Origin of the sequence: Mesorhizobium sp. 1B3, assembly GCF_050958605.1 — a bacterium.
GTDB lineage: Bacteria > Pseudomonadota > Alphaproteobacteria > Rhizobiales > Rhizobiaceae.
This window is the reverse complement of the sequence record NZ_JBJHDO010000005.1, coordinates 1-23051: the sequence shown is the minus strand read 5'-3', so window position 1 is coordinate 23051 and position 23051 is coordinate 1. Positions and strand designations below refer to the sequence as shown.

22 protein-coding genes and 2 pseudogenes are annotated in these 23051 nt (G+C 60.8%); 6 read left to right on the top strand and 18 right to left on the bottom strand.

Annotated elements, in window-relative coordinates; genetic code table 11:
• Window positions 1–29 precede the first annotated feature (29 nt).
• The 6 genes from ACCO56_RS14850 to ACCO56_RS14825 all read right to left on the bottom strand — a co-directional run bounded on the left by ACCO56_RS14850 (window position 30) and on the right by ACCO56_RS14825 (window position 6641).
• Window positions 30–998, bottom strand: a complete 969-nt coding sequence (locus ACCO56_RS14850) for an ABC transporter ATP-binding protein (RefSeq protein WP_433641547.1) — start codon at window positions 996–998, stop codon at window positions 30–32.
• Window positions 995–1987, bottom strand: a complete 993-nt coding sequence (locus tag ACCO56_RS14845; RefSeq protein ID WP_433641546.1) for an ABC transporter ATP-binding protein — start codon at window positions 1985–1987, stop codon at window positions 995–997. Before ACCO56_RS14845 ends, ACCO56_RS14850 begins: the two co-directional genes overlap by 4 nt.
• On the bottom strand, window positions 1968–2903 hold the full coding sequence (locus ACCO56_RS14840; protein WP_433641545.1) for an ABC transporter permease: 936 nt from the start codon (window positions 2901–2903) through the stop codon (window positions 1968–1970). Before ACCO56_RS14840 ends, ACCO56_RS14845 begins: the two co-directional genes overlap by 20 nt.
• Window positions 2903–3853, bottom strand: coding sequence for an ABC transporter permease (locus ACCO56_RS14835; protein ID WP_433641544.1), 951 nt, complete (start codon window positions 3851–3853; stop codon window positions 2903–2905). Before ACCO56_RS14835 ends, ACCO56_RS14840 begins: the two co-directional genes overlap by 1 nt.
• Window positions 3854–3984: 131 nt before the next feature.
• A complete protein-coding gene (locus tag ACCO56_RS14830) occupies window positions 3985–5553 on the bottom strand; it encodes an ABC transporter substrate-binding protein (protein ID WP_433641543.1) in 1569 nt (522 codons plus the stop codon).
• 185 nt (window positions 5554–5738) lie between these two features.
• Window positions 5739–6641, bottom strand: coding sequence for a LysR family transcriptional regulator (locus ACCO56_RS14825; protein ID WP_433641542.1), 903 nt, complete (start codon window positions 6639–6641; stop codon window positions 5739–5741).
• A 152-nt stretch (window positions 6642–6793) separates the two neighbouring features.
• On the opposite strand from ACCO56_RS14825, the gene ACCO56_RS14820 reads away from it, so the two are divergent.
• From ACCO56_RS14820 to ACCO56_RS14805, 4 genes are all read left to right on the top strand, one after another.
• Window positions 6794–7819, top strand: coding sequence for a glutamate cyclase domain-containing protein (locus ACCO56_RS14820; protein WP_433641541.1), 1026 nt, complete (start codon window positions 6794–6796; stop codon window positions 7817–7819).
• A gap of 94 nt (window positions 7820–7913) precedes the next feature.
• Entirely contained in the window at window positions 7914–8237 is a 324-nt protein-coding gene (locus ACCO56_RS14815; protein WP_433641540.1) for a transposase family protein, read from the top strand.
• Window positions 8234–8416, top strand: coding sequence for a hypothetical protein (locus ACCO56_RS14810; RefSeq protein WP_433641539.1), 183 nt, complete (start codon window positions 8234–8236; stop codon window positions 8414–8416). Before ACCO56_RS14815 ends, ACCO56_RS14810 begins: the two co-directional genes overlap by 4 nt.
• A 50-nt stretch (window positions 8417–8466) precedes the next feature.
• On the top strand, window positions 8467–8691 hold the full coding sequence (locus ACCO56_RS14805) for a hypothetical protein (protein ID WP_433641538.1): 225 nt from the start codon (window positions 8467–8469) through the stop codon (window positions 8689–8691).
• A 117-nt stretch (window positions 8692–8808) separates the two neighbouring features.
• Here the strand turns inward: ACCO56_RS14805 and ACCO56_RS14800 are convergent.
• From ACCO56_RS14800 to ACCO56_RS14755, 10 genes and pseudogenes are all read right to left on the bottom strand, one after another.
• Window positions 8809–9585, bottom strand: a pseudogene (locus ACCO56_RS14800) (DUF4158 domain-containing protein); the annotation flags it as partial.
• Window positions 9586–9766: 181 nt separating this feature from the next.
• Window positions 9767–10222: a sarcosine oxidase subunit gamma family protein gene (locus tag ACCO56_RS14795; RefSeq protein ID WP_433641537.1), complete on the bottom strand. Its 456-nt coding sequence runs from the start codon at window positions 10220–10222 to the stop codon at window positions 9767–9769.
• A 73-nt stretch (window positions 10223–10295) separates the two neighbouring features.
• A complete protein-coding gene (locus ACCO56_RS14790) occupies window positions 10296–13172 on the bottom strand; it encodes a 2Fe-2S iron-sulfur cluster-binding protein (RefSeq protein ID WP_433641536.1) in 2877 nt (958 codons plus the stop codon).
• Window positions 13169–13438 carry a sarcosine oxidase subunit delta gene (locus ACCO56_RS14785; protein ID WP_433641535.1) on the bottom strand — a complete coding sequence of 90 codons (270 nt, stop codon included), beginning with the start codon at window positions 13436–13438 and terminating at the stop codon, window positions 13169–13171. Before ACCO56_RS14785 ends, ACCO56_RS14790 begins: the two co-directional genes overlap by 4 nt.
• Window positions 13439–13447: 9 nt before the next feature.
• Window positions 13448–14701: a sarcosine oxidase subunit beta family protein gene (locus ACCO56_RS14780; RefSeq protein WP_433641534.1), complete on the bottom strand. Its 1254-nt coding sequence runs from the start codon at window positions 14699–14701 to the stop codon at window positions 13448–13450.
• 241 nt (window positions 14702–14942) lie between these two features.
• On the bottom strand, window positions 14943–16199 hold the full coding sequence (locus ACCO56_RS14775) for an amidohydrolase family protein (protein WP_433641533.1): 1257 nt from the start codon (window positions 16197–16199) through the stop codon (window positions 14943–14945).
• Between the two features lie 56 nt (window positions 16200–16255).
• The gene (locus ACCO56_RS14770) at window positions 16256–17269 is read right to left on the bottom strand and encodes a TRAP transporter substrate-binding protein (RefSeq protein WP_433641532.1); all 1014 of its coding nucleotides are present in this window, start codon (window positions 17267–17269) and stop codon (window positions 16256–16258) included.
• 40 nt (window positions 17270–17309) lie between these two features.
• On the bottom strand, window positions 17310–18605 hold the full coding sequence (locus ACCO56_RS14765; protein ID WP_433641531.1) for a TRAP transporter large permease: 1296 nt from the start codon (window positions 18603–18605) through the stop codon (window positions 17310–17312).
• Window positions 18605–19159 (bottom strand): TRAP transporter small permease, encoded by a 555-nt coding sequence (locus ACCO56_RS14760; protein ID WP_433641530.1) that lies wholly within the window; start codon window positions 19157–19159, stop codon window positions 18605–18607. Before ACCO56_RS14760 ends, ACCO56_RS14765 begins: the two co-directional genes overlap by 1 nt.
• Window positions 19156–20157: a dipeptidase gene (locus tag ACCO56_RS14755; protein ID WP_433641529.1), complete on the bottom strand. Its 1002-nt coding sequence runs from the start codon at window positions 20155–20157 to the stop codon at window positions 19156–19158. The genes ACCO56_RS14760 and ACCO56_RS14755 overlap by 4 nt, the downstream gene beginning before the upstream one ends.
• Before the next feature lie 154 nt (window positions 20158–20311).
• Between ACCO56_RS14755 and ACCO56_RS14750 the strand changes: the two genes are divergently transcribed.
• Entirely contained in the window at window positions 20312–20968 is a 657-nt protein-coding gene (locus ACCO56_RS14750; protein WP_433641528.1) for a TetR/AcrR family transcriptional regulator, read from the top strand.
• Window positions 20969–21025: 57 nt separating this feature from the next.
• Entirely contained in the window at window positions 21026–21298 is a 273-nt protein-coding gene (locus tag ACCO56_RS14745; RefSeq protein ID WP_433641527.1) for a hypothetical protein, read from the top strand.
• A gap of 615 nt (window positions 21299–21913) precedes the next feature.
• Here ACCO56_RS14745 and ACCO56_RS14740 read toward each other — a convergent pair.
• Entirely contained in the window at window positions 21914–22273 is a 360-nt protein-coding gene (locus tag ACCO56_RS14740) for a hypothetical protein (RefSeq protein ID WP_433641526.1), read from the bottom strand.
• Between the two features lie 67 nt (window positions 22274–22340).
• A pseudogene (locus ACCO56_RS14735) lies at window positions 22341–23017 on the bottom strand (IS6 family transposase).
• Window positions 23018–23051: the final 34 nt, after the last annotated feature.

The following is a 23051-nucleotide window of genomic DNA, read 5'->3' as shown; positions in this document are numbered from 1 at the left end:
TCGATCATCACTTTCTCCATTTGAAATCTTCAGGCAAACAGACAGGCAGCCGAATGCCCGGTGCCCACTTCTCGGAGCGTGGGCGAGATATCTGCACACTGCGCTTCTGCAACTGGGCAGCGCGTGCGGAAGCGGCAACCGGTCGGCGGGTTGGCGGGGTTGGGTAGGTCTCCCACCAGCACTATTCGTTCGCGTGCCCTTTCGATGTCAGGGTCAGGCACCGGTACCGCCGACATCAAAGCCTTCGTGTAGGGATGCCGCGGGTCGTTGAACAGCGTGTTGGTCGGGGCCTGCTCGACAATCTTCCCAAGATACATCACAGCGACATCATGGCTGATGTGACGCACGACCGACAAGTCATGGGAGATGAATAAGAACGATAGCCCCAGCCGTTCCTGCAGATCCTGAAGTAGATTGAGAATCTGCGCCTGTATCGACACGTCAAGGGCGGAAACGGCCTCATCGCATATTATGAGTTCAGGCTCGACAGCGAGCGCGCGGCAGATGGCAATACGCTGAGCCTGCCCACCCGACAATTCATGTGGATAGCGCTCTGCAAACCGCTGCGGCATGCCGACGAGTTCGAGCAGTTCCCTCACGCGAGGTCCTCGATGCTCACCTGCGTGCAGATCATGCAGATCCAGCGCCTCCGAAATGAGATCGCCGATCGTCATGCGTGGATCAAGTGAAGCAGCCGCATCCTGGAAAATGATTTGGACGCGCCGCCGCATCTGTCTAAGATGATGTGGCGACAGCGACATGATGTCGGTACCATCCAACAGGATTTTCCCGGTGGCTTTGTTCAGCCGCAACAGCGCATATCCGGTGGTCGATTTTCCACAGCCTGACTCCCCCACCAAGCCAAGGGTCCTGCCCTTGCTTATCTTCAGGTCGACGCCGTCGACAGCACGAACCACATCGGGAGGAGAAAACAGCTTCGCACGCCCCGCAAAGCTGACCACCAGCCCTTCAGCCTGGAGCAGCGGCCTCTCAGTCATACGATCTTGTCCTTTCGCCAATAGTTGGTCAGATCGGCATGGCACGACGCGACGTGGCGGGACCCGACGCTTTGCAAATGAGGCTTGGCCTCGTGGCAGATATCCAGGGCCCTTTCGCAACGGGGGAGAAACGGGCAGAGCGTGATTGGTTCAGCCAGGTTGGGCGGCATGCCGTCGATCGGGCGCAGTCTTTGTCCAACAGCATCGATGCGGGGCGTGCAGTTCATCAACCCCAGCGTGTATCCGTGTGCTGGCCGGTAGAAGACCTCACGGACCGGTCCACTCTCGACAATGCGGCCCGCATACATCACGCTCACCTTGTCGCAGAGCCCGGCTACCAGACCCAGATCGTGGCTGATCCAGATGACCGCCGTGCCCAGTTCGGCGCGCAAACGGCGGACGAGATCGATGATCTGTGCCTGAATAGTGACGTCGAGGGCTGTGGTCGCCTCGTCCGCTATAAGGAGGCGCGGGTTGCACGAAAGCGCAATGGCGATCATCACGCGTTGCCGCATGCCGCCTGAAAACTGATGTGGGAACTCGTCAAGACGCTTCTCAGCTCTCGGGATGCCAACCATTTCCAGCAGTTCGACCGCCCTACGGCGGGCGCTGTGCGCGCTCATGCCGAGGTGCCGCCGCAGCGTCTCGGTAAGTTGGCGACCGACCGTCAGCACCGGATTAAGCGACCGCATCGGGTCCTGAAAGATCATTGAGATATGCCGCGCACGATAGCTACGCAGTTGCGCAGGCGATAGCGACAGCAGATCGACGCCGTCGAAAGTGATCTCGTCGGCGGTGATTTTTCCCGGCGGCTCCTTGATGAGCCGCATGATCGACATAGCCGTGATCGACTTGCCGCTGCCGCTCTCACCAACAAGACCCATCACCTCCCCCTCCTCGAGCAAAAAGGACACCCCGTCTACGGCGCGAACCAATCCCCTGTCGGTTGAGAATTGCGTCCGTAAATTCTTAACAGTCAGCAGAGGCATCTGTTTTTCCCTTGGAGTCTTTTGCGCGCCGCACCCAAGAGCGGGGGTCCAGCGCATCGCGCAGCCCGTCGCCCATGAAGTTGATGGCCATCACGCTAACGATGATGAACCCCGTCGGAGCCATGAACATCCACGGGGCGTCCACCATGAAACGTCGCGCTTCCGCGAGGTCTCGGCCCCATGACGGCGTGGGAGGTTGTACACCGAGGCCGAGAAAACTGAGTGATGCCTCCGCCACAACCGCCGCAGAAAAGACGATGGTGACCTGCACGACCAACGGCGAAAGGATGTTGCGCAGGATATGCTGGAATACCAGCCGCCATACGCTCGCGCCAATCGCGCGCGTCGCCGTGATATAGGTTTCTTCCCGTACCGACAGGGTGCTCGAACGCACCACGCGGGCCAGTACAGGTATCTGCACGATGCCAAGAGCCAGCGTCACGGTGGTCAGATCGGCGCCAAGCAGGCCCACGATGGCAACCCCCAGAAGAAGCGGCGGAAATGTCAAGAATGCGTCCATCAAACGCATCAGCAGATTGTCCAGCCGGCCCCCAATATAGCCGGACAGAAGTCCGATGGGGACGCCGAAAACAGCGGCGAACAGCACCGTGGACAGACCAACGGTCAGGGAGACCCTTGCTCCGTACGCCATGCGAGCCAGAACATCGCGACCGAAATGATCCGTACCGAGAGGATGCGCCAGACTTGGCGGCAGCAGCTTTTCCGACAGCGAGATCGCCACCGGATCATAGGGTATGAGCCATGGCGCAAACGTCGCAAGCGCCACGATCACCAACAGACTGATCAGACCGACGGTCGCAGCCTTGTTGCGCAGCAGCTGCCGCAAAGTCATCCGGCTGCCGGATTCGTAGGAGAGCAAAGCGGACACAGGCGTGGAGACGATATCGACGGCCATCAGTAGCGGATCCTTGGATCGATAATCCCGTAGAGGATGTCGGCGAGTATGTTGGCGAGCATGAAGAAGATCGCGATAACGAGCACGAAGCCTTGGATCACCGGGAAGTCACGATTCACCACGGCGGACAGGATGGCCGAGCCCATCCCTGGAATCGCGAATATATGCTCGATGGTAACCTGGATGCCGATGAGGTATCCGAACTGGATCGCCATCATCGTCACGAAAGGGATCATCGCATTCTTGAGTGCATGGACCACCAGTACGGTCAGCGGATGAAGACCCTTCGCATGCGCCGTGCGCATGTAGTCCTGATTGAGGACGTCGATCATGCTCGATCGCAGCAGGCGCGTGAAAATCGCAGTCTGCAAGGTTCCCAATGCAATGGCCGGAAGGACATAAGGCTGGATCGAACCCCACAGTCCGGATGCGGTCGACGCGCCCGAACCGATACCAGTGATAGGGAACCAGCCAAGGTTTATGGAAAACACATAGATCAGGATCATCGCCAGCGCGAAGTTGGGCACAGCAAACCCGACCAGCGTGTAGCCTGTGGCCAGATAGTCGACCCAGCTGTTGCGCTTGAGCGCCGCGATCAGGCCGAGCGGGATTGAGACTACCATTGCGAACGCCAGAGCGCTGAACGCCAGAGCAAGCGAGATTGGCAGACGCTCGCCGAGAAGCTGCAGCACCGGGGTGTTCAACCGTATGGAGCGGCCGAAGTCGCCCCGCAGCAGATCTCCGATCCAATAAATATATTGCATGTGCCAGGGTTCATCGAGCCTGAACTCCGCTCGCAGGGCCGCGACCGCCTCCGGCGAGGTTTGCATTCCCAGCATGATCTGGATTGGATCACCCGGCGTGAACCGGATGATCAGAAAGATAGTGATCGTTACGACCACCAGAACCAGGGGCATCTGAATAAGACGCTTTGAGAGATAGCTCCACATGTCGTGCTCCGAAGTTCCAATGGTGGCCGATCTGCGCCGTGCGAAAGGGTGGCGAGCATTCTGGTGAATGCGTTTTTCGCCGCTCTATTCGATAGTTTTAGCCGCCGTTGTGCGAGGCTAGACGATTCCGTCTAGCCCCAGCTGACTTCATCGACCATTTCAGTGAACTCCTGCGGAGCCGGGTCGAAACCAGTTATTTTGGCGTCGTAGATGCGAACCAAGTTCACATTGCAGTGGTAGATGTTCGGGCACTCCTCAAGCATGAGATCCGTGATTTGGCTGTACAGCTCGGCACGGCGGGCGACATCGACCTCGGCGCGCGCGGTGTCGAGCAAATCGTCCATTTGCGAATTGGCGAAGGCCCCTGACGAGCCCCTGGAGTGCATGAACCACCAGGAGGTGGCATCCGGATCGGGCGACACGAGAGTAATGTCTTCGAGCGTCTGCTCAAAGTTCTTGTTGAGCCACAGATTGTTGAATCCGCCGATATCCAGATTGCGGATCTTGTAGTTGATCCCGATCTGGCTAACCATCGCAGCGACGAGTTCGAGTTCGCGACGCAGCCAGTCCTTGTCGGAGGTGATGACTTCCACCTCATAGCCGCTCACGCCCGCCTCAGCCATCAGTTCACGAGCTTTCGCCAGATCCCCGTTCTTCGGATATTTGATCATCGAGGCCTTGTGGCCAAGGTAGCCCTCCGGAATCTGATTGTCGGTAACCGTAGCTTCCCCGGAATAAATCTCGTTAACGATCGCCTCGCGGTCGATCGCGTAGGAGATGGCCTGTCGCACGAGCTTGTTGGTGTATGTGGAGGAGCTGCCACCGACCAGGTTGAACTGCTGGTAATCCCAGTTCCAGCCCGGTGTCGAAGCTACCGTATAGTTTGTATTTTCACGGGCCCCTGCAACGTCGCGCGCGTCCGGATGTGTGATGAAGTCAAGCTCGCCGTTCTGCAGAGCCTGAAGACGGACGGTCGAGTCGGGGATCGCGCGATAGAGCAGGCGGTCGAGTTTCGGGTATCCCTGTCGCCAGTAGTCGGCATTCTTGACCAGTTCGATCTCGTTGCCGCGCCCACCTTCGAAAACATAGGGACCATGGCCGACCGGGTTGGCGGAATATTCCCCGTCGCCCATTTCTTGGTGGGCGTTGCGGCTGATCACCAGACCGCCATATCCCATGGTTACGCCCGGAAACGCGCCGAAGGGCAGCTTGGTCTTGACCTCCAGCACGTATTTGCTTTCTGCGACGACCGTGTCGACTGGGAAGATCGCGGTCCCGACCTGGAAGCTGGACGTATCGAGATGGTAACGCCAGGTGTAGGCAACGTCCTCGGCAGTAAATTCACCGAAGCCGCGGTGCCACTGCACCCCTTCCCTGAGTCGGATACGCCAAGTCAGAGGGTCGGGATTGGCCCACTCTTCCGCCAGCCAGGGCAGAATGGTGCGCTCGGCATAATTGACGCGCACAAGACCGTCATAAATGTGCTGCATGATGATTCCGGCTGAGATGTCCCAGCGGATCACGGGGCTGAGGTTTCCGAAGTCTCCACCCCAGAGACCGATACGCAAATCGCTGCGTCTGTCCTGACCGATAGCAGGCGTGAAGCTGAAGCCACCTGCTGCGGCAAGGGTCATTCCGGCTGCGGATGTTTTGATAAAGTTGCGGCGGCTCATGCCGCCCGACTGGCAATTCAAAGACATTGGCACTTCCGATCTTGACGCGTGTTCAGTTTTATAGCTTGGGCCACACCCATCATGCTGGCCACCGACAAGTACATCATTCCCGCGACCGCTTCCGGAAGTCGCAAAGCTGACATCCTGCCGATGCCTTCAGGTCATCACGTATGGGTAAGTTGACAATCTCGGCCCGCATTTCAGGCACTCTGCTAATCTGGGCCACTTCGGTCGAAAGTACGTGCCAGGAACAGCAGGAAGCGCTCGGCGGCTACAGTCGGCTTTCTGCCCACCATGGTCAGGACCTCGAAATGACCGCTGTTAAGTTCGGCTTCGGCAAGAATGCGGGAGACAAGCTTGCCGGCTTTGATCGAGGAGTAGAACACCCTGTCGCTTGTCACCACGACCGCATCCTCCATAAGAGCAAACTGATGCAGGAGTTCAACGGAATTGGTCTCGAGCTTGGGAACGATCTCAATGCCGCGATTACGGCAGACGTCGTCGAAGATCTGTCGCGTACCGGTCGGTCGCGTCGCCAGCCCGACTGGCCATGTCACGAGATTTGAGACGGAGAGGTGGCGCACGGAGGCCAGTGGGTGATCTGGACGCATGATCGCGCTGAGACGACAATCCATTTTGCAATAGGTCTGAACACCGTGCGTCGCATGGGTTACGAATGTCAGGCCGAAATCCGTTTCGCCGTTCCGCACCGCGGTGACGACAGCGTCAGACCCTGCCAGGATGATCTCGAAATTAACGCCCGGAAACTGGTCGTGGAATTTCTCGATAACACTGGGCAAGACATGGTGAATCATGGATTCGATTGTATGAATCTTGATATGTCCGCGCTTGAGTCCCTGCAGTGCGTTGATCTCGGACTTGGCGCGCTCAGCAGCAAACTCCATTTCTCTGAGCGTGTTAAAAAGGAGTTCTCCCGCAGGCGTCAGCCGGATGCCGCGCGCATGGCGCTCGAGCAAGGAAACCTCGTACTCGTCTTCCAGGCTCTGGATTTGTCGGCTGATCGCGGACTGATTAATCAGCAAGGCTTCGGAAGCAGCGCGAATGGAACCGTGCTGAACCACGGACTGGAAGTAGCGCATCGACGTCTTCAGCATCCTTCCCTCTCTTTTGAGCATTACCCGACCGATGCTTATTCGGCATCACAATTCGACTTTATTTGGCCTTCTCGTGATAGGCCAGAACTGATGTCCTTTCCGTGCGGCATGTGAGCAGATGAGACCATGCCGGAACCGATTGGAGACATTGAATGCCTGATATTACCGGCGAAGCCATCGACAAGATTTGTACTATCGAAGCCAAAAACCGCGGAATGCCTATCAAAGTGCTTGCCCCGATGTATGACGCGGCGCGCAAGCTGGTCGGGAATCGCCCCATCACCATGGTGGCTGCCGAGAAGCTCAAGGCCGCCGTCGGCAAGGGCGACTCCGTAATGGTTCTGACCGGCGCTGGTTATGCGCCGCAGATGCCCTTCGGCGAAAGCGACGGCCCTCCCGGAGCTGCGGCAATCGCCCGCGCCCTTTATCGCGGTCTTGGCGCCGTGCCGGCTTATGTACTGGAAGAGTGTCACGCTGGGCCCGTAGTGGCTTCCAGCCATGCCATTGGCCTAATGGTCAAGGAACACTATGAGGACGCTAAGAACAAGCACCTCGGTGCCACCATGGAATATGCGCCAAAAACCCAGACGGAAGTCGAGAAGTGGGCGAACGACCTGCTGGACAAGTATCAGCCAAAGGCCCTTATCAGTGCAGAGCGCATCGGTCCGGGCAAGGACGGCGTCTTGCATACCGCTACGGGTATTCCATTCTACGACCCATCCAGTCCAAGTGCCGAAGGCATCATAGACATATCGCCAATTGTCACCGAGGCCACCAAGCGTGGCATTCTGACGATCGGCATCGGTGATCACGGCAACGAGATCGGTTTTGGCGCTATCCGTGAGATCGTGGTCGAGACCATGCCGAAGGGCGAATCACTGGGAACGACCACCGCATGCGACATTGTATTGCCGGTAATGATGAGCAACTGGGGCTGCTACGGTATCGAAGCCGCGCTGGCCTACCTGCTGCAGAAGCCCGATATCATCCACACGCCCGCTCAGGAAGAGCGCATGCTGCGCGCCTGCCTCGATGCCGGTGGACTAGAAGCGATGTGGTGCACCACAGACTTCATCGTCGATGGTCTCGAAGGTGAGACGTCCATGGCTGTAATGCAATTCCTGGGCAACATTGTCAGGAAAAATCTGGAAGAGCCTACTCGGGGTCTAGCTCACTGATCGTGGGGCGGCAGCTTGGTTCATACACCACTGGGCTAAGCTGCCTCCCTTAGATTTGAAGTTTTGGACGCGCTGCCGTCTTTCGACCACGCAGATGACATTGTGGAACCCATCCCTTTTCGATTCTGAAGAGAGGGAGTTTTTCAGAGGAGAGACTGCCATTTCCAGTTTTGGAGCGCTGCCCGACCCGTGCGCTCGCAACGCCTCGCATCGACTGGGCGATATCATCGTGATGATGGTGGCGGCGAGCTTGTGCGGAGCCACGACGGCGACGGAGTTCGCTCTGTTTGCCGAGAATCGCAAAGCTGCCTTGTCGCGCCTGATCGACTACGACAGTGCTTCCAGTCACGACACCTTCTCGCGGGTGCTGCGGCTGCCGGTCCGCCTGAAGATATCGGTGGTCCACAGGGTTATATGACGCTCGTCAATCGGTTCCGCGGTGGCGACATCGCCCGGCTGTTTTGTGGAGATGAAGAAGATATCGATGATGAGCTCGAGGACGATGAGCCGTTGCGTCTCTTCGAACCCGAGCGCTTCAGCCGGCGCGAGGTGAATGCAGCTTTGAAACTCGAATTTTCGGAGTTTACCAGGGGCTGACCGCAACAGGTCGACATGCTTCCCTCTCCTGCAGATAAGGAGGGATGCGGATGCGGTTTGCCATTCAACTCATGATCGACGGCGGCGACGCAGCAGACAAAACGCAAGAGATTATCAGCTTTGACCGAACAGACGGTGCGCTGTCGATCGATGATCTCGGTCTGACGCTGGAAGAAGCGAAAAAAGGCCCTTGCTGCGCTCCAGACCGCGATTACCTTTGCTCAGGTGATGGATCATTCCCGGTCCCAGCGGCCTTGGATATGTCGGTCTCGTAAGTGCCCCCCAGTGCAGAATGCCCTGCGTCACGGACGCAGGGGAAATCCTCGATTGAAAGCTTCGGTCCACTTTGTACACCGCCGCCGCGGCTCAACATTCCCTGAGCGCGGCCGATTCGACATAGCGTCGTCGGTGAGCTTCTGGCCGAGCTTGATGACCTGCGCGACAATTAGAGCATGCCGGCGGCTGGCATTGAAGTCATTGGCAAGCCAGGCCGGCGTAGCGTTGCCTTCATGGATCATCTGGTCCCACCGTCCCGACGATATTCTCGCCTGCAACGTCGGATCGATCTTGAGCGTGCGCAGGAAGGCAATCCGTTCGGTCAGTCCCAACCAAGTTGGATGCACCAGGCGCATCCGGCGCTGATCGCAGCCAATGAAATCGCGTCTGGCCGATCCCCGGATCAACCTCCAACAACCTGTCCGGTGGCGCAAGCCGATCAGACGGAAAACCCGCGATGAACTCATTCGCAGCGCGTCGGCCAGCAATTGAGCGACCCGCGAGCCCTATTCGCTCGATCGTCTCGGTCACCGGAAGCAGGGAACCGCGTTCTCGAAAGACGCGGCGATGGCTTTCGCAATCCCGACGCTGTCATCGGATATCGTTGTCGCCTGAATTGCAGCCAGTAGTGCCGCTCGACGATCCTCCCCGTTGCGCTCTTTGTATCCAGATAGATCATCAAGCGCGCGGCGTGGTCGCGATGGGTCTCTTCACGGCGCGCATACAGTACAGTGCGAATGTTCCGAGATCGGCGCCGACCTGATCGGCAACACGCTTTAGCATTGCGCGAGGTGGAGTCTCTCCGGCGGCAAGCACTTTACCCGGATGACGCATCAGGCAAAGCCGAGCCGATTGTGTTCTCGCCTGCGGAGGTCAATCTCAAGCCTGTCAGCCGAAGCTCATCCCGCGTGCCAGCTGCCTCCCGTCTTGATGCGTAGTTCCAGAACCGGCATGCGCCAAGTGCCGGCCCCCTTGCGGTGCTGCCGATGACGATGGTGCCGCGTATGTCGCTAACCGCGTCATGAAACGGATGGATCTCCGGGCTTTCGCTGAGGAGTTCAGCTTCGAGGTCCATCACGACTGGTGCCCCGTTTGCTGACCGGATGACGCCTGGTCGGCCGCCTGCAGCCAAGACCAAAGATGCCCCGACAGACTGCTGTCGACGTGGAGGCGCAGGGTGTTAGGCGTCAGGAGGTAGGCGACCGCGTCTATCCCTGCGAACCTGATCGCCGCGCTGGGCGATGCATCGATCCGGTGAATAGTCGTGGCCCTGGAAAGCAGCGCAGGCAGACGCGAGCCCGATATTTCCAGAAGCAGGTAACCGCCGCTGACGTCTGTCGTCGCATAGCCGCTTGCGTTCCAGCCGCCGCGCAACGCTATGGGCTGCGCGGTTACCGCCAGGAGCCGGTCGCGCGCGACACGCACCGCATAGTCGCGGTCCGGCCCCGGCGCGACGTCGAGTCCGATCTGCCTCCCCGCGCTCCACACGTCAAGATTGCCGCTGACAAGTGTCTGGAAAAGATCGCCCACTGGGCGAATCTCCAGCCCCCATGGGTGCGGCGCGGCACTCCAGTCCGGTTCCGGCGGCCAGCATTTGCCTAAATCAGCCATTGACGCGGGCCCCCTCGGGATCGAATGCGCATGGCGCGCAGATCGTCGCCTCGCACTCCCTGCCGAGATGCCGGACGCGGATGGTTTCACCGTGCCTCGACGCGCCGCGCTCGATGAGGCCAAGCGCGATGGGCCGTCCGAGAACCGGGCTGTCGTAGCTTGAAGTGACGAAGCCGATACTGCGCCAACCGCGGCCGTCGGCCTCGACTCCGTGAGCTCCCGGTGCAAGCGCGGGCTCGCCCGGCCCGACCGCCATGCCTACAAGTTGACGCCGGTCATCGCGCATTGCTTCCTCGGTCGACAGCGAACGGCGTCCCACGAATTCGAGCCGGCCCTTGCTGCGCGCCTGTCTCACGCCGACGTCGTGAGGCATGGTTGTTCCGTCGGTATCCTTGCCGACGATGAGGTAGCCCTTTTCAGCCCTCAGGATCATCAGCGCCTCGATGCCCATCAGCGCGATACTGTAATCCCGTCCGGCCCGAAGGAGGCCCTCCCAGAGGAGCTCGGCCATGTCCGCGCGGATCGACAGTTCGTAGCTGGCGTCGCCGGTGAAGCTCACGCGGGCGATCCTGACGGCATGCCCGGCGAAGGCTCCTTCGCGCACGGACATGTGTGACTGGCCTTCGACGAGCTCGGCGAAGCCGGAATCGAGGCGCCCTACAACCTCGCTCGCACGGGGGCCCGTTACGGTCAGCGTCGCGAGGCTCGTCGTGGCGTCATGGATGAACACGCTTTTCTTGTCGAAGCGGTCCTGACGCCATTCCTCGAGCTGGGCATGTACGGCGCTCACATGCGCACTCGAACACGAGAGCACGTAGCGCTCTTCGTCGACCCGGACTACGATGCCGTCATCGAGCACAACACCGCCCTCGCTCAGCATGAGGCTGTAGCGGCACCGTCCGGGAGCCAGCGAGGCCATCGGTCCGAACTGCACGAACTCGACGAACGCCCTCGCCTGTGGGCCGATCACCTCGATCTTTCCGAGCGGCGACCCGTCGAACAGAGCGACCGAGTCGCGGGCGCGTAACGCTTCGTTGCGGATGCTCCTGTGCCGATCGGCGTGATCGCCGTAGCAGACCGGGCGTAGCCATCCGCCATACTCTCCGAACACCGCGCCGTTCGACCGGTGCACGTTTTCGAGAGGTAGCCGGCGCAGAGGATCGAGGAGCATGCCGCCGCGCGTCCCGCGAAAAGCAGACATAGGGATGGGAACGAACGGAGGCCGGTACCGCGTCGTTCCGACCTCAGGAATCGGTTTCCCGGTCAGCCGCCCCAGCAGCGCCAGACCGTTGAGGTTTGACGTCTTGCCCTGGTCCGGCGCCATGCCCAGCGTCGTATAACGCTTGAGGTGCTCGACGGAGACGAAATTTTCGCGAACCGCCAGTTCGACGTCCTTCGAGGTCACGTCATTCTGGAAGTCGATCCAGACGCGTTCCTTCGCGCCTGCGCTTGGCCATAGATTGACACCGGCAGAGGCGCTGGGAGAAGGCCTTGAGGGCTGCCGGCGGGGTTCCTCCAAAACCTCGACCGTCGCGGCGTTCGCGCCGCCTTCGAGCGCCTCGGCGAGCGAAAGCGCGCCGGCTGCCGCGCCGGCCGGGAAGACGCCGCGCGTAGGCCCTTGCGGCAGGAATGCTCCTTGCGCCTCATTCCACGACAGGCTTGCGCCGGCCTGGTTGTAGAGATGGACGCTTGGTGTCCAACCTCCGGAGACAACGACGCTGTCGGCGTCGAGCCAGCGGCCGTCGTCGAGCACGATGCCGTTCACGCGCTTCCTTCCGCGGGCGGAGACGACGGTGCGCTGCCCCATCACCGTCACTCCCGAGATGCCTGCCGGCCGCGGGCGGGAGTCAACGAGGACCACCTCGGCGCCCGCCGCCGCAAGCGCGGCCGCAACCTCGTCGGCGCTGTCATTGGTCGTCGCGCAAACAATGCGCCGCCCGGCGAGCACACCGTAGCGCCGGAGGTACTGCAAGGCCGCATCAGCCGACATGATGCCCGGCAGGTCGTTGACTGCAAATGGCAGCGGCCGCTCGATGGCGCCGGCCGCCAGCACGGTGCGCTTTGAACGGACACGCCAAAACGTGCCCGGCCCGTCGTCCCCGCGTTCCTGGTACAACCCCACGAGCCCATGGTCGTAGACCCCAAAGGCCGTGGTCCGGGCGAGATAAATGCCGCCATGCGCACGTAGGCGGTCGACCGCCTGCCGCGCCCATTCGGTGCCCGCCATTCCATCGATCTCTGCCGGCCGGTGGCGAAGCGTTCCGCCTGGCAGCGGACGGTCATCGACGAGGAGAACCGAACTGCCCTCCCCCGCGGCCCTGTCGGCAGCTGCAAGTCCCGCCGGCCCGGCTCCGACGACAAGGACGTCGCAGTGGTGGTTGACCTGGTCGGCGCAACGATGCGGCGCCTGCGCCGGGTCGAGCCGGCCCAGTCCCGCCATTGCGCGGATGGCCGGTTGGAAATACCTCCACTCGGGCCACATGAATGTCTTGTAGTAGAATGCGGCGGGCAGGAAGCGGGCGATCAGGTCGAGCGCGCCCTTGCGGTCTCTCGCGGCCGAGGGCGAGGCGTTCACGCTGCGCACGGTCATACCAGCCCGCACGACGGTTGTCGTTGCGCGCACATTGGTCAGACGATCGCCGTCGATCTCGATGTCGACATAGGCGTTGGGCTCCTCGACGCCGGCTCCCCAGACGCCCCGGGGCCGATGGTACTTGAAGCTGCGCCCGACGATGACGATGTCGGCGGCAAGCAGCGCGGAAGCTATCGTGTCTCCCTCGAAAGCGTCGACGCGGCATCCATCGAAGGTGAACGTCAGCGGCCTGGCGCGGTTGATATCGCAGCCGCCTGCGGCGAGGCGGAAGCTCACGGCCGCTCCTCCTCGGGCGCTAGCGGCCAAGCATCGACGATCTCATGCGTGACGCTGTCTCGCGTCATTGCCAGATATTCGCCACAGGTGAGGTGATGCCATATCTCGGATGTTCTGCCCCGCACGTTGCGGCGCATATAGAGGTAGCCGGCCCAGGCTACATCCGACACATCGGCGCCCTCCGGACGCGGGATGCCGGTCTCGCCCCGATAGTGGAACTCGGTTTCGTCGCGGGGGCCACAGAAGGGGCACGGGAAGATCTGCATTTCTTGGTCCTAATGCGGGATGCCGGACCCGGCGGCTTCGTCGATCAGACGGCCCCGCGCGAAGCGGTCGAGGTCGAACGGGCGGCTGATGTCCGTATGCCGCCCCGTGGCAAGCAGGTTGGCCAGCAGCGTTCCGCCGGCGGGGATCGCCTTGAAACCGCCGGTCCCCCAGCCACAGTTGAGGAAAAGGCCAGGAAGCGGGGATTCCCCGATGATCGGCGAAGAGTCCGGCACCACATCCACGGTCCCCGCCCATTGACGCATCAGCTTCAGTCCGGCAAAGGACGGGAACATTTCCACTACGCCGGCGAGCACACCCTCCAGTGTGGGGAGATTGCCCCGCTGACCGTAGGAAGGAATCCGGTCGAGGCCGCCCCCGATGACGAGTTCGCCCTTGTCGGACTGGCTGACATAGCAGCCTGTCCCGAGTGAAAGGACGATCGTATCGAGCACCGGCTTCACCGGCTCCGAGACGCAGGCCTGCAGCGCGTAGGAATTGATCGGCAGCCTGAAGCGGGCCTTCTCGGCGAGCACGGAAGAGTGGCCGGCTACCGCCATGCCGACCCTATCGGCCCGGATCGGACCCCGGGACGTTTCGACGCCGCGGCAACGGCCGCGCTCGACGATGAAACCGCTGACCTCGCAATTCTGGATGATGTCGACGCCCAGGCGGCTGGCGGCCCGCGCATAACCCCAAGCCACCGCGTCGTGCCGCGCGGTGCCGGCGCTGCCTTGCCAGATCCCGCCGGCCACCGGATAGCGCGCGCGCGGCGAGAAGTTGTAGGCCGGCGCCACGCGGCGCACGTCTTCGGCCGAGAAGAGCTCGGCGTCGGTGCCGTTGAGCTGCATGGCATTCACCGTCCGGGCGGCAATCTCCATCTGCGCATCGGTGTGGCAGACGCTGACCATACCGCGCGGGGCGAACATGATGTTGTAGTTTAGTTCGCGGGACAACGACCGGTAGAGTCGGTGGGCGAGCCCGTAGAGCGCGACACTTTCCGGATAGAAGTAGTTCGATCGGATGACCGTGGTGTTGCGTCCGGTATTGCCGCCGCCGATCCACCCCTTCTCCAGCACAGCAACGCGCGTGATGCCATGGGTTCTGGCCAGGTAGTAGGCGGTGGCCAAGCCGTGCCCACCGCCGCCGATGACGATCACGTCGTAGGATCGCGCCGAATCGGGCGAGCGCCAGGCGGGCTCCCAGCCCTTCTGGCCGCTGAGGCCCTCTTTGAGGAGCGAGAATGCGGAATAGCGCCACGTCATGGGGCGAACACCACCGTCATCGGGCCGCTTCGCATCACGCGCCCTTCGCAATGAAGTTGGACCCTGCGGGCAAGCACGCGGCCCGCGACGATGCCGGCCGGCGGGAACAGCTGAGATTGAGGATGTCGGCGGGGTCGTTCGTCATTCTGGCCATGTAGCCGCGGTCGCGGCATCTTTCAGGAAAGCCGCGACCGTCCGGCGCCACGGCGCCGCACAGTGGGCTTGTCCTATGGGTCTGCGTTCAGTTGGGGGCCCGCTCCTGCACGAGCCGGTTGCGATGGAAGGCGCCGGCCTTCATCACGACGGGGATATGGGCTCCGTCGTCTTCCATGAGCTTCAGGTTCTCCAGCGGATTTCCGTCGACGACCAGGATGTCGGCGAAGGCGCCCGGCTTGATCTCGCCGATCTCGCCTTTCGCTCCGATGATCTCCGCGTTCACCGCCGTCGCCTGGTTGAGTATCTCGAAGTTGGAGAAGACCGACGAGCGCAGCCCGAACTCGATGCACTGCATCGGCTGGATCGCCCCGATCAGGTCGGTCCCGAAGCCCACCCGAACGCCGGCACTCTTCATGTGGCGAAGCCGATCCACCGCCTCGTCCTTGATGCGGTCGAGTTTCTCCAAGGATTCCTTCGGATATCCGAATGTCTCCCCGTGCTCCGCGAGCGCCGCGATTACGGCGAGCGTCGGTACGATGTTGGTACCCTTTTCGGCTGCCATGCGAGCCGTATCCGCCTCGATCAGCGTTCCGTGCTCGATGCAATGGACGCCGAGGCTGATGGCCCGCTTCAGCGCCTTGTCTGGATGTATGTGCGCCGTGCAATAGACGAGATGGTTCTCGACCTCCTCGACGATCGCTCGAACCTCGTCGTTGGAGAACTGGATGCTGTCCAGAGGGTCAGACGTCGTCGAGACCCCGCCTGACCCACAGAACTTGATGAAGGATGCGCCGCGGCGGAGCTGCTCGCGCACCACCTTCCTGACGGAATCAACGCCGTCAACGACGATGCCGAGCGGATTGGCGAAGCAGCACCCACACAGCACAACATGGTCGTCGTGAGGGTGATGATGATGCTGATGACGCATATCAACGTGCCCGCCGGTTTGGCTCAGCGCCTTTTCGCAGTAAAATAGCCGCGGTGCCTTGATCAGGTTGTGCTGAATGGCGAGCCAGAGCCCGTAGTCAGCCCCGCCTGTGTCGCGCACGCTGGTGAAGCCGCGATCCAGCATGTCGCCGAGCATGTTGGCCGCATGATGAGCATACATGGTCACCGGTAGATGCTGCAGGCGGCTGACGTTCATGTCCTGGAAGTAAGCATGGATATGCGCGTCGATCAGCCCTGGCATCAGGGTCCGTCCGCCGCAGTCGACTACCTCGACACCGGCGTCGACCGGCTTGTCGGAGACCGACACGATGCGCTGGCCGTCGATGATGACGTTGGCTTGAGTGAGACGGTTGTTGATGCCGTCGAAAACTTTCGCGTTTGAAAAAGCAAGCATGTCTTTCCCCTGATAGCCGGTATCGCGATCCATGCGCCGCACTGTTGTCGCTGCCGCTACTTGGCGAGGGCGGCTTCGATGCGGTTGCAGTAGCCGACCGCTTTTTCTCCGAGCTGTTCGCAAGTGCTTTTCCAGACCTTGATCAGTTCATCCTGCACGGCCTTGCGGTCGGCCTCCGGGAACGGATCGAGCTTCTTCATCTTGCCCTCGGTCGTCAGCCATTCGTAGGCCTCTTTCTCAGCCGCGCTGACTTTCCAGCCTTCCACCGACTCCTGCCAGAGAGCCTCGCTTTCCTCCGCGAGGATCTTCTGCAGATCTGCCGGCAGACCTTCCCAGACATTCTTGCTCACGGCGACCGAGAAAGGATAGGCCATGGAGAAGGCGGAGAGATAGGAAAAGCAGCAGGTGACCTCGTAGATCGACTGCGACTTGCCGTAAGTGGGGCCATAGACGGCGGCGTCGACCACGCCGGTCTGGAGCGCGAGATAGAGTTCGGAAGAAGGCACCATCTGCGTCGAGATTCCGAGCGCATTGAAGGCCTGCAGGCCTTCCTTGGTGAATTGCCGAACTTTCAGCTTCTTGAGGCCCTCGATCGTATTGACGGGTTCCTTGGACATCATGATCAGGTCACGCAAAGAAGCGAATGGCGCGCGCGCGATCTGCACGATCTCCCATTTTTCCGCGAGGATCTCCTTGCCGATCTCATACTGGACGTCGACAACCTTGAGGTTGTCTTCAGGATCGACGAACATCCCATGCGGCGCAAACACGCCCATCAGCGGCTCGTCGCGGGTGAGATAGTAGGGCGCGAGCCACATGGCCTCTATGACCCCCTGCTTCAATACGCGCAGGGAGTCGACGTTCTTGAAACCGAGGGTCTCGACAGGCACCACTTCGATCTCGAAGCGGCCGTCCGACTTTTCCAGCACCCGGTCTGCGAGTTTCTGGAGCATCAGGGTTCCATCGTCCTGCGGGCCGACCGAGGAGCCCAGTTTCCATTCCACTTCGGCCGCGCCGGAAATGGCCGCCATGGAAAAGAAGGCGGCGACTGCGGTTGCTATTAACTTCATTTCCATTCTCCCATTGGGTGCGAAGTCGAATGCAGCCAGATCAACTGAAGCCGGCCAACTGCGGTAGGAACAGTGCGACCTGCGGCAAGAGTGTCAGAAGAAGCAGCATGCCGACCATGATCATCCAGAAAGGGACACAGGCCATCGCGACTTCGCCCAGGCTCACTTGGTTGCGGCTGATCGCCATCACCACGAACAGATTGATTCCGACGGGAGGCGTCAAAAGTCCGATCTCGATGACAATGACCAGGACGACCCCGAACCAAACCGGATCGTAGCCAAGGCCGGTGACCAGGGGGAACACAAAGGGCAGAGTGATCAGCAGCATCTCGATCGGCCCGAAGAAGCAGCCCAGGATCATGTACATCACATAGATAGCCAGGATGACCGCGGTCGCCGACAGGCCTGACTCTCCAACGATCCGAATCAGCTCCTTCGGTAGGCCGGTGAGCGCCACCGCCTGGCTCAGGACGACGGCGCCGGCGATGACCAGGGATAGGCTGGAAAAGGTACGGACGGTCGCGACGAGCGATTGCCAAACCAGGTCCCAGGAAAGCCGGCGATAGAAGGCGGCCAGGATAAGCGTCGTCAGGACACCGAGCGCGGCCGATTCGGTCGGCGTGGCGAAGCCGAAGAAGATCGAACCGAGGATCGCGAAGATGAGAATCGCGAACGGCCATGCTTCGGCTGAACGCACGAGGGCTCGCGCGAGCGACATCTGCACGCTTGTGCTCGGCGCGATCGACGGGTCTAGCGTCGCGCGGATACCGATGTAGATCATGAAGAAAAGCGCAAGCAGAAGTCCTGGAATGATGCCGGCGATGAAAAGCGCACCAATGGAGACGTTCTGCCACGAGCCGTAGATGATGAAAGCGATCGATGGCGGTATCAGGATTCCGAGCGTGCCGCCGGCGGCGATGGTGCCGAGGACGGCGCCGCGGTCGTAGCCACGCTTGAGAAGCTCGTCGTAGGCGATCGAGCCAATGACGGCCGAGGTCGCCGTCGAGGAGCCGCTGATCGCTGCGAAGGCCGTGCAGGCGCCAATATTGGTCTGGAGGAGCCGTCCCGGAAGGCGTTCGAAGAACGGCGAGATCGCAGTGTAGATCCGATCGGCCAGCCCCGACTTCCCTAAAAGCTCGCCGAGCAGAATAAATGCGGGAATAGCGGTGAAGGTGAAGCTGTTGAAAGTGTTCCACAGCGCGTTGCCCAGCACGGAGAAGTTGCCGCCGAACTGGAAGTAGAGAATGACGAGGCCGAAGGCGGCAATAGCGATGCCAAGCATCGAGCCGGTCAGGATCGTGGCCGCAACGATCGAAGTGAGACCAAGAGCGAGCATCAGACAAGCTCCCCTGTATCGCTGGCCTGCGCTTCGGGTAGGGGTTGTCCCCGCAGAGCCTTGTCGATGTCCGTCAGGAGCCTAGCGAAGAGTGCGAAGGCCAATGCCGCCAAGGCCAGCGGGATGATCATCATCCAGGGCCATTCCGGCATGTTGGCCACATAGCTTCGGGCGCCGTATTCATAGCTGGAAATGGCGAAATCGGCGGTTTGTTTGATCAGTATGCTGAGTACGCCGATCGACAGCGCATGCCCGGCGACCATCGCCCATGCCTGGTACCTAGGCGGCAGCCGCAGCCAGAGCGGCAGCACCCTGATCTGACGGCCAGCCACCATTCCTTCCATGATCGCTAGGAAGGCCACGGCGACGAACAGGAAGGAAGCGAGCTCCTCGGCGGCAGGAATCGGATGAACCAGGATGTAGCGCTGAAAGCTCGACCATACGAGGATGACGACAATCGCCGCCACTGCGACCGCGGCCACGAGCGACAGCACCCGTGCCAGCCACGTCGATACCTTCTCCAGCTTTCGGGCAATGCGTGAAAGACGTGTCATGCGACCTCCTTCCAAACATCACGGGCCAGCCGCATCCAGTTGCCACCGAGCACGGCCACGACTGCTTCGTCGGGATAGCCGGCCTGCACGAGCCTGTCGGTCAGTTGCGGGATTTGCTCGGGAACGACCACCCGGAAGTCGGCATCATCGTAGTTCTGCCCGGCGGGGTACTTCGAGGCCTGGCTATTGACCGCCTGCGCCAGCACGGCCGGCTCGGACACGCTGTCCAATCCGATGCCGACATGATCTGGTCCGAGCAACTGCACCCAGTAATCGAGATGCCGGAAAAGGGCCTCAGTGGAGTCGTCGTTGTCGCCCAGGAAGATGCCGATGCCATTGACGCCTACAACCCCGCCTGTGGCGGCGCAGGCGCGCGCCATCTCGTCGTCGATGTTGCGCTGATGCGATCTCAGCGCCGCGGCGTTGGAATGAGAATAGATCACCGGCGCGGTGGCCGCCTCGAATACGTCGAGCGACGTCTGCCGTCCCGTATGCGTGCAGTCGACCAGCATGCCGACCCGCTGCATTTCGGCGACGAGTTCCAGACCAAAGCGCGAAAGGCCTGTGTCGGTGCGTTCGTGACAGCCGTCGCCGACATGGTTCTTCTGGTTATAAGCCATGAGGGCATGGCGCACACCGAGCCTGTAGAAGATTTCTACCAGCCCGATATCGCGGTCGAAGGGCGTCGTGCCCTGGAAGTGGAACCCGATCGCCAGCTTGCCTTGCGTCTTGGCGGATATGGCGTCCTGTGCGCTTTCAAGGAGAATGAACTCATCGTCGCGTTCGTGGATGAGGCGGCGCCACTGAGAAATGCGCCGGATAGCGCTCAATGTGTCATCCGGATCGGACGCAACTGTAATCGAGGCCACCGTGTAGCCGCTTCGGCGCATGCGTTCCAGCGCGGTCAGATGCGCTGACCAGCTTCCGCAGGTCGGGGTCGCAGGAAAAGTCTGATCCCACACGATGGCCGAGGCATGGAGCCTCTCCGCCCAAGACATCGGTTCCGATTTTGGCCTGCCAGCACCCATTGCGAGCCCCTCCCTCCCTTGAATGCAGAAAGCAGGCTAGCGTCACTGTACACTTATGTCTAGTAGTTGTTTTCCGAATTGGCTGCGTGTACAGCCGAGGCGTTGCCAATCGAGGTTCGGACGTATGGCGAGAACTCACGCGGAACCGGAGAAGAATTACGAGGGCAACGTCAAGGCCACGCGCTACGACTGGTTGGCGGTGGCTCTTGAAACGCTGATTACCGAGGGCGTCGACCAGGTGAAGGTGTTGCCTCTGGGCAACAAGCTTGGAGTCTCCCGATCAAGCTTCTACTGGTATTTCCAGGACCGGAAGCAACTGCTCGACACGCTCCTGGACTACTGGGAATCGAAGAACACTCGCAACCTGATCATCCATTGCGAGATGCCGTCGGCCACGATCACGGAAGCGGCGTTGAACATCGCAGAGTGCTGGCTCGACGACGACCTCTTCGATCCCAGGCTCGATTTCGCCGTCCGCGAATGGTCGCGGCGCGACGGCGGCGTGCGCAAGATTCTCGACGCGGCCGACGCTGCCCGGGTAGAGGCGATGCGGCTTGTCTTCAGGCGCCACGGCTACGAGGAGGTAGAGGCCTATATCCGCGCCCGCGTCTTCTACTTCACGCAGATCGGCTACTATGCGCTGGACCTGAAGGAACATCTGGCCGACCGCCTGTCCTACCTACACGCCTACATGAAGACAGCGACGGGATATGATCCCGAGCCGGACATCATCGAGCGGTTCCGCGACAAGCATCGACTGTACCGCGCGAACGGCGCATAGAGGGAAGCGGACGCGTTAGCCCTTCCTACCATGGGTGAGCTGGAGAGCAGCATTGGATTGACCTTGGTGAAGCGGCATCGGACGGGCTATCGCCTGTCTGAACTCGGCGAGACGCTGATCGACTACGTTCTTGCCATTGAAACGGCAGTCGGCGCACTGGAGCGCCAAGTGCAAGCCGTTAAAGCACGACCTCAGGGCATTGATCCGCCTTGCCTACCCGTTTCCGAGCCGCTGACCTCGTCCTGGCTGCGATGCGCCGTAGGAGCCTCTTTCGGGGTTATCGAGACCCACATCGTCGGCAATGAGAAGGTTCACGCGCGCAAGGCGTAGCGCCTTGGCGAGGGAAGCAACTGATACGGATCGAGCCTGATGCCGGTCCGAAACGGCGCTTGAAAAGATCACGGCGAAGCTCTGGGCCTTATAATGGTCAATCCATTCCTTTGAATAGGTAACGGCGAGGTAGGGATCCTTACCGTCGGCAACTTCCGTCCCAAGATATGCAACCGACTTCAGACCATAGGCATCGAGCAGTTTTACCAGCAGTGCCGGCCCCTGCCAGCAAACCAGAAACGACGGTGCACCTCGCTGGAGGTGTTTCCGAAGGTGCTCCGCGCAGACGGCACTAAACGACCGGAAGTCAGCTTCGCCCCGAAGCCAGACAGTGGCATTTACCACATCCAATGTGCAGCCCACTCCTTCAAGGCGCTGTCAATGTTCCGGAAGACCCACGAGTCTGGTCCTTGATTTTGGCGCCGACGAGCTTTCGGTCAATGTCCAAGGCGATCTGGCAAAAACGACGAGGCCGGTAACTTCTCTGGGGTCATGCGGCTCGGAGTAGGGGTGGTTTGGGCTTGAACAGCGAAGGCCCCTGAGGTTCAGGCAGCCGAAATCTCGCCCGCAGCCGATCGCGAAGCTCGCCGTTCATTCCGGCTGTTCGAACCTGCATCAGCATGTGGCGCAATGCTGAGACTGGCGCATCTGCTGCTTCTTTACCATGCGCTTAGCGACCAGCGAATTGACCGCCGACTCGGCAGGGGTCGTGAAGACGCGAAGACCGGCTCGGTTGCCTTTGCTGTAGCTAATTATCGCACCGCGGCTCGAGCGGATGTAGGTGAGGAGCTGCGTGCAAAGGTTATGAAGGCGCGACCGGAAATGTCCCTTCTGCTGCCAGGTCTTGAGCTTCGCAACAAGCCGCTCGAGGTTGCGGATCGCTTGGTCCACGCGTCCATGCCACAGACGCCACTTCACTGCTCTGATGTCGATGGACACGAGCACGCCAGTGAGACCGATGAGGGATCGAACCATGCGATCCGCGATCTGCGGCTTTGTCGCAACTCAGCGCAGGGTCGCGGCGAGCCATTTTGGGCGTCTGTCAGGCTGCGAGAATCGCGAACTGCTGAGCGATCGACGGGTTAGGATTGCAAGCGTACCTGGCCTGTCGTTTGCGCATCATGTGGCCATCTCGATGACGGCCGCGGTGACGTCCGCCTTGAAGCCGAGCATAGGCCGGATGCGACGCTTGACGCGCCGATGATCCTGCTCGATGCGATTGTTCAAGTACTGGCTCGGGCGGTCCGGATCGGTTTCAGTGGCCGCTGCGCTCGATACCGGAGCCGGTTTTAGGCATCACAGGAACGGATCGCCTCGCTGTTCGTCTGGCTGCCGTCGATGACGACGCGTTCGGGCCCGCCGTGGCGCGTGAGCGCCTTCCTGAGAAAGCGCCGTGCCGCCGCCAGATCACGGCATTCGTTGAAGAAGAACTCGACGGTATCGTCGACGCTGTCGATGGCGCGATAGAGATATATCCACCTCCCGCGCACTTCGATGTAGGTCTCGTCCATATGCCACTTGCCGGTCACAGCACGCTTGCGCGATTGAAGCGCGCCAGCCGGTTGAGGCGAGAAGTGGACGACCCAGCGATGCACGGTAGACGGTTAATCCGAGTTCGGCCATTATTTCTTCCAGATAGCGCAAGCTTAGGTTGTAGGCCAGATACCAGGGAACACATAGTAGGATCACGGGCTGGTCGAAATGGCGGCCCTTGCACATGACAGGCCCCGGGAAACAAAAGCGCGTTCATGGA